The 6146-nt window shown below is 55.9% G+C and carries 5 protein-coding genes; 4 read left to right on the plus strand and 1 reads right to left on the minus strand.

What is annotated here, in order from left to right; translation table 11 throughout:
• The first annotated feature begins 348 nt into the window (after positions 1–348).
• From F4X57_12660 to F4X57_12675, 4 genes are all read left to right on the plus strand, one after another.
• Positions 349–1212 carry a site-specific DNA-methyltransferase gene (locus F4X57_12660; GenBank protein ID MYC08001.1) on the plus strand — a complete coding sequence of 288 codons (864 nt, stop codon included), beginning with the start codon at positions 349–351 and terminating at the stop codon, positions 1210–1212.
• A 58-nt stretch (positions 1213–1270) separates the two neighbouring features.
• The gene (locus tag F4X57_12665; protein ID MYC08002.1) at positions 1271–3526 is read left to right on the plus strand and encodes a hypothetical protein; all 2256 of its coding nucleotides are present in this window, start codon (positions 1271–1273) and stop codon (positions 3524–3526) included.
• A gap of 376 nt (positions 3527–3902) precedes the next feature.
• Positions 3903–4214 carry a hypothetical protein gene (locus F4X57_12670; protein MYC08003.1) on the plus strand — a complete coding sequence of 104 codons (312 nt, stop codon included), beginning with the start codon at positions 3903–3905 and terminating at the stop codon, positions 4212–4214.
• Between the two features lie 49 nt (positions 4215–4263).
• Positions 4264–5403, plus strand: a complete 1140-nt coding sequence (locus F4X57_12675) for a hypothetical protein (GenBank protein MYC08004.1) — start codon at positions 4264–4266, stop codon at positions 5401–5403.
• 504 nt (positions 5404–5907) lie between these two features.
• Here the strand turns inward: F4X57_12675 and F4X57_12680 are convergent.
• On the minus strand, positions 5908–6146 hold a 239-nt coding region (locus F4X57_12680; GenBank protein MYC08005.1), incomplete at its 5' end, for a PQQ-binding-like beta-propeller repeat protein.

Consider the following 6146-nt stretch of genomic DNA (forward strand, 5'->3'; position numbering starts at 1 on the left):
GCAAGGCCGTGGCCTGCTTCCCGCGACCAAGGATGCAAGGATGCCAACGAAAACGGGTTTTGCGGCCGGAGCTATAGACCTCGTTGATGGGTGAGGGTGCGAGCTATAGACGCTGTCTATGGGTGCTGCCGGTGCGACGGTCATGCAACCAGCGTACGCGGGCAGGGCGCGACCGCGAAAGAGGCGCGTGTCACAGGTGGGGGGATGCTTGACCCTGGCTCCTAACCCCAGTAATACTAGCCCACAACGCTAATCGGGGAAGTCAACCTGGTGCAGTCAACCCACACCCCACTGCGACTAGAACGGCAGCGCAGACTCCGGCGTGCCTACTCGACAGATCTGGGGACCATGTTCATCGGGACTGCCGAGCAGGCGTTCAAGAGCTCCCGGTTCGAGAAGTATCTCTCCTCAGCCCAGCTGATCTTCACCTCCCCCCCGTTTCCACTCAACAGAAAGAAGGCATACGGGAACCTAACGGGCGAAGCCTACGTTGATTGGCTTGCCAGCTTCGCTGTCCAGTTCAAGAGGTACCTACGCGAGGACGGCTCAATCGTCATCGAGATTGGCAACGCCTGGGAACAGGGTCGTCCCACAATGTCAACGCTGGCCCTAGAGGCGCTTTTAAGGTTTCGCAAAGAAGGAGACCTATTCCTGTGCCAGCAGTTTGTTTGCGCCAATCCGGCGCGGCTTCCGTCTCCAGCACAATGGGTCAACGTAGATCGAACCCGCCTCAAGGATGCCTTCACAAATGTGTGGTGGATGTCCCCAACGGAACGACCCAAGGCAGACAACCGTAGGGTATTGTCGCCTTATAGTTCTGCAATGCAAGGGCTCTTGCGAACCCAACAGTACAATGCAGGTAAGCGTCCTTCGGAACATTCTATCGGGGCGCAGTCCTTCCTCACAGACAACGGAGGTGCTATCCCTTCAAACGTAATCACTGTCTCCAACACGAGTGCAGCTGACCCTTACCAGCAATACTGTAGGGACAACGGCATCCCACTCCATCCGGCGAGAATGCCATCTCGGCTAGCTAAGTTCTTCATTGAGTTCCTCACGGAACCGGGGGACTTGGTGATAGACCCATTTGGGGGAAGCAACGTGACTGGCGCCGCGGCAGAATCACTTGGCCGCCAATGGGTGACTATTGAACCGGTAGAATTGTACGCGGCAGCCTCCAAGAGTCGGTTCGTTCATGCCGATGCAAATTGACAACGACAAGTACAGGTCCATAAGATTCTAAGTCCCTAGAACTACTGGAAGGAACAGTATGCTCACATACGGTGCAACCAAGTACTTTGACGTTGATCCTAACCAAATCATCGTGGACGCCCGCAGCTTCGCTAGCTGGCGAAATGGTCTGCCTGAGTGGATAAAGAACTCTAGCGACGCTTACGACAGAGCCGGAGCACTGAGCGCGGACCGTGTTATCGTGGTTATACTTGCGCCCGCAGACAAAGATGGGTCGCCTGTGTTGGCTTGTCTGGACTTTGTAGGTATGGCCTCTGACGACCTCATCGACAAACTCGCTCGGTACGGTGACCCAGAAGCCTCAGGATCTGGGACTCATGTCGTCGGCGGTCACGGTAACGGGGGCAAGCTGTTCGCCGTCGGCGGCTTCAAGGGAGACGTGGTCTGGCGAACCATAAAGCACGGTTTCCGCAGTGAGTACGGATTGGCAGAGCCCGGTCGTCCCGCCCTAGCCTTCGTGCTGGACGACATTGGTGAGGTCAAGGATCGGCCGTGCACGGACCTACCTTCCACTCTCAATGAATGGCTCAGTGCATTGAGTCTCTCGGTTGCAGATCTCCCGGCGGCTGCCCAAGCCGCTGCTCAGAGGGCAGACGGCGTTACTCTCGTGTGTGGTGCCCGTTCCGAACAATCATTCCAAATCCATGATAGTTTGATCCTAAGTGCTCTGCGCAGCCACCCACAATGTAAGACGCCGCTGGAGACCACTAAGCTATTTGTCGTAGCCAATGGGAAACTGTCAAATGGAGGTGCCGCACTTACCTTAGAGGAAATCATGCCCTACGAGGGATTCTCCGAACCTCTAGCTGTATCTATACCACCTAGCCTGAACGATCCTTTTGGCCAGTCTCCTGTATCGACAACAGCTGGAGGTGCGCAGGGCACTCTAGAGCTCCGTACGTCAGATAAGCAGATGCCCGGAATGAAGGCCTTGCAGGGACGCCACACCATCGACTTCAAACAGGGTTCGCGAATACGAGGCAGTCGCTCAGTCAGGGAACTTGTTGGTAAGGGTCCTTTCACGGACCGCATCTACGGGCAATGCCGGCTGGATGCGTTGGTAGAATCCTATGAGTCACAGACACGTGGTCCGCTTGTGGAGAGTCCACTTGTACGTGCACTAGAAGAATGGGTAGGAGAACAGATTCTCGCCTACGCCGATAAGATTCAACAGGCATCGATGGTGCAGGACAAGGCTACTAAAGACGAAGAGAAGATAAAACGTCTCACCCAGCAGATGGCGAAGTTGAATCGCTGGATCAACCGCATCGTCGACGAGATTAGCTCAGGTGTCGGCGATGACCCAGGTTTTGGAGGTGGGGGCAAGAAAACTGGAGGGACTCGATCTCCTCTTCCTCTCGCGCCAGTTGGCAGGATAGCGATAGCCATAGACGAGAAGGTTGCAGGAGCCAAAGTTCCATTGGAGTTCTCAACCTCCTTCTTTGGACTCGATGATGTCACTCAGGTCAGGCCTGTCAGCGTCGTTTGGCATTCGAGTAACCCACCTGTCGCCGCATATAGCAACGTTACCGACATGGTCAACACATACCAGCCAGGAACAGCTGAGATATGGTGTGAATCGTCTACAGGAGTCGTCTCAAATCGCATAGAACTTAGGGTAATCGATTGTGATCGCATCGAACTCAGTGCTGCAACTATAGACGTCCCCATAGGCCGACGTCGTCATGTCTGGGCCACGGGAATCACTGCTGCAGGCGAAAGGCATGAAGGGATTCGCGTAAACTGGACCACGGATTCCAGTGACATTCTTCGAGTGGGACTTGCGGGTGTCATCTCTGGGCTCAGCGAAGGGACTTCAACCGTAACAGCCAAAGAGGGAGATGGGACGGCAGCAACCTGCGTGGTAACGGTAGTACCAGCGCCAGAAGGCCCAGGAGGCCCCAACAGGCCGAGGTACCTCCTGTCTGAAGTGCAAAAGGCCCCCTACGACGAAGAACCACCCGTATTCCACAAGGATAGTGGGTTGGTCACTCAGCGACAGGTCGATATTGAGCACAACATCTGGTGGATTAACTTGGCCAGCCCTCTTGCACGACTCGTGTATGACCAGCACGGTGAAGTGTCCGAGCAATGGGCCATGTATCTCGGAGAGAGGATAGCTGACGCAGCGATAGAAGCGGCCATGCAGGGCGCCGACCGCGGCGTCGAGAGCCGACCTGTCAACGAGGTGCTGGAAGAAGTTTCTCAACTAAGGATGCAGATTCTGGACAGCTTCACGCAAGAATTCGGAGCAACTAAACAGCTGGTGTTGTGAGACACTGATGATAACGAAACACGAAAAAGTACTGGTCACTGCCTTTAGACGATGGCCGGAAGAGTCGTTCAGCGCAGAAGATCTTGTAGTCGCTTGTTGGAAAGAGTATCCTGAGGATTTCGGGCTTCAGGGTTACGAGAACTCATACCCTGATTCTAACGTCATTTATCGATACATCATGGGTCAGAATTCTATAGTGAAGAAACACAAATGGTTGCTTCAGACGCGAAGCAAGACCTATCGGCTGTCCACACAGGGCGCCTCCCGTGCGCTAACCTTGCTTGGAGACAGTCAGTCGACTGAAGATGGTCAACGAGTGAGGATAGAACGCGCCCGTGAGGCTGTGTTGGCACGCCTACTCCGCAGTCGAGCGTGGATGAAGTACCAAAGGGGTGAGGAGATTGTGTTCCGAGAAGCCTGCATGTTTTGGGGAATCATTCCTCGTTCGGCAGGCGAGGAGTATCGCTTCGCCCGCAAGGAGCTAGCGGACTCACTGTCTCTAGCCGAGGAGCGCATTCGCCAAGCTCAGACATCCGACCTTTGGGTTCCTGAAGTCAACCGCTCCATCGACCACGAGACCCTGAACCAGCTCCGTAGCCTTGACGCTGAACTTGTCCAGACATTCGCGGATGAAGTCGCAGGCATCGTTGGGAGAGTCATTGACCGAGGTCGGCTGAAGCAGACCTAGGATGAAGACGCCAGCCTGTTGAATCCGCCTAGGCAGTCACGTGTGAGTGATGGAGGCTAAGTTGGCAATAGGCCATTCCGAATCGACCGCTCACGATGAGCTAGAAATGTTGTCCACGCCCTCGGTGGATTGGCAGTCAACTTTAGATGCAGTACTGGCCTTAGGCCCATGGCGTGGAGGATTCTCATCCCAGAACCATGAGATTTTGACGCGGCGTTTCGGGCTTGTCTCGGGAGAAGTCGAGACGCTTGAGGCTATCGGTAGGGATTTAGGGATTACCCGTGAGCGTGTGAGACAGATCCAAGCTAAAGCTCTTCGCCGAATTCAACGGCGCATCGATTCGGTCGAATCCTACGGCATACTTACTTCACTGGTACGGGAGGAAGTAGTTAGACACAGTGGTGCCCTCGGGAAAGAAGACGTACTAGCCTTGCTCGATGTGGAGAGGCAATCTTTACGTTACAGTCCAGACATGGCCATAGCGTTTATGCTCTGGGTGTCACCCCTATTGATTGAGTTACCCAAGACGGCCAGCAATCGATGGATCGTGTATGGCTCCAATGATGATGCAGTCCAACTGCTAGCGATCACCAAACGCATCCATGAGCATCTACGTCGAACCGGACCGATCGAACGCCGCCGCCTAGAGGAACAGCTAACGAACAATAGGATAGAAGTTTCGGCTGTATCTCATGCACTCGCCACTGACATGGCAACAATTGAAGTGGAAGGGTATGTCTGGTTAGTCGATTCACCTAGATGGCATTTTGTCGTCGCTAGTCTGCGGCAAATTGGGAGTCCTACGCACTTCACCGATATAACACAACACGTCAACAAGCGGCTATCTGCTGGAGATTGGACGACCGAGCGTGCGGTTCATGGCATCCTTAGCAACCATGAGCCGGCGGTGTTCCGCAGAGTTGGCCCAGGCACATTTGGTTTGGCCGAATGGGGTCTCCTTGCAGCGAGGGATAGTGTAGATCTCGTTTACCAAATCCTTGAAGCAGAAACTGCTTGGCTCACTCCCCAGCAGATAACCATGAAGGCACGCTCTGTCGGATGGCGAGCGAAGTCACAAAGCATCATAGTCGCGCTCGATTTGGAGGACCAACGCCCCAACCGACGCGTACGCCGGGTAGGATCAGCCACCTCTACCAAATATGGACTGAGCTGGTGGAACGATCCTTAGCTAGGCCTGTCCTAACCTGCTTACCTCCCCCCACCGTGTGACACGCGCTCCTTTCGCGGTCGCGCCCTGACCGCGTACGCTGGTCGGTGATGGCGCGCCATCGTTGAGGGCCTGTCCCGGCTCCGGGGTCGGGGCGCGCCAGGCGCGTTTCAGAAGTGGCGTGGCTCACTTAGGCTCACTTTGGCACTCCCAGACTACAGGAGTGGGGATGTTCCACAATGTCTCAGAATGTCTCACTGGGAACGAAAGGGGTGTGCGAGTTACGCCTGCCCCGTGAGTCCACAGAGGAGGTGCGAGGAGGACAACGGCGGTCACCGGGTAGCCCTGAGAGATATTTCGACTCCGCTGCGCTCCGCTCGAAATGACATGGGCTGCGAGGTTGCGCGGTAAAGCGCGGGCCTGCGCAGGATGGTTCGACAGGCTCACCATGAGCGGCGGATGGAAGGCCTCTGGATCCCCGCCTTCGCGGGGTGGTTCGATAGGCTCACCATGAGCGGGAGACCGTTAGCGCAGGGCAATGAGCGTGCCTGTTTCCTCCGACGTGACATAGAGGCCGTGCTCCGTTACGACGAGCCGGCCGCTGACCGGGGCACCGGCCGGGATGATCCGGACCGGCTCGCCGGTGGCCCGGTCGATGACGTGGACCTCCCCTGCATCGTTGCCGATATAAACGGAGCGGCCTGCCGCCGCCGGGGCAGAATGGATGAGCGCTCCGGTGTCGTACTCCCACAGCAGGGTCCCAT

The sequence above is a fragment of the Chloroflexota bacterium genome (assembly GCA_009840355.1).
In the GTDB taxonomy this organism is placed as follows: Bacteria; Chloroflexota; Dehalococcoidia; order Lucifugimonadales; family JADFKI01; genus Bin90.

Excerpts from the sequence above, each read along its gene's own strand:
- F4X57_12660 (MYC08001.1), top strand. The coding sequence starts at position 349 with ATGTTCATCGGGACTGCCGAGCAGGCGTTCAAGAGCTCCCGGTTCGAG.
- F4X57_12665 (MYC08002.1), top strand. The coding sequence starts at position 1,271 with ATGCTCACATACGGTGCAACCAAGTACTTTGACGTTGATCCTAACCAA.
- F4X57_12670 (MYC08003.1), top strand. The coding sequence starts at position 3,903 with ATGAAGTACCAAAGGGGTGAGGAGATTGTGTTCCGAGAAGCCTGCATG.
- F4X57_12675 (MYC08004.1), top strand. The coding sequence starts at position 4,264 with ATGGAGGCTAAGTTGGCAATAGGCCATTCCGAATCGACCGCTCACGAT.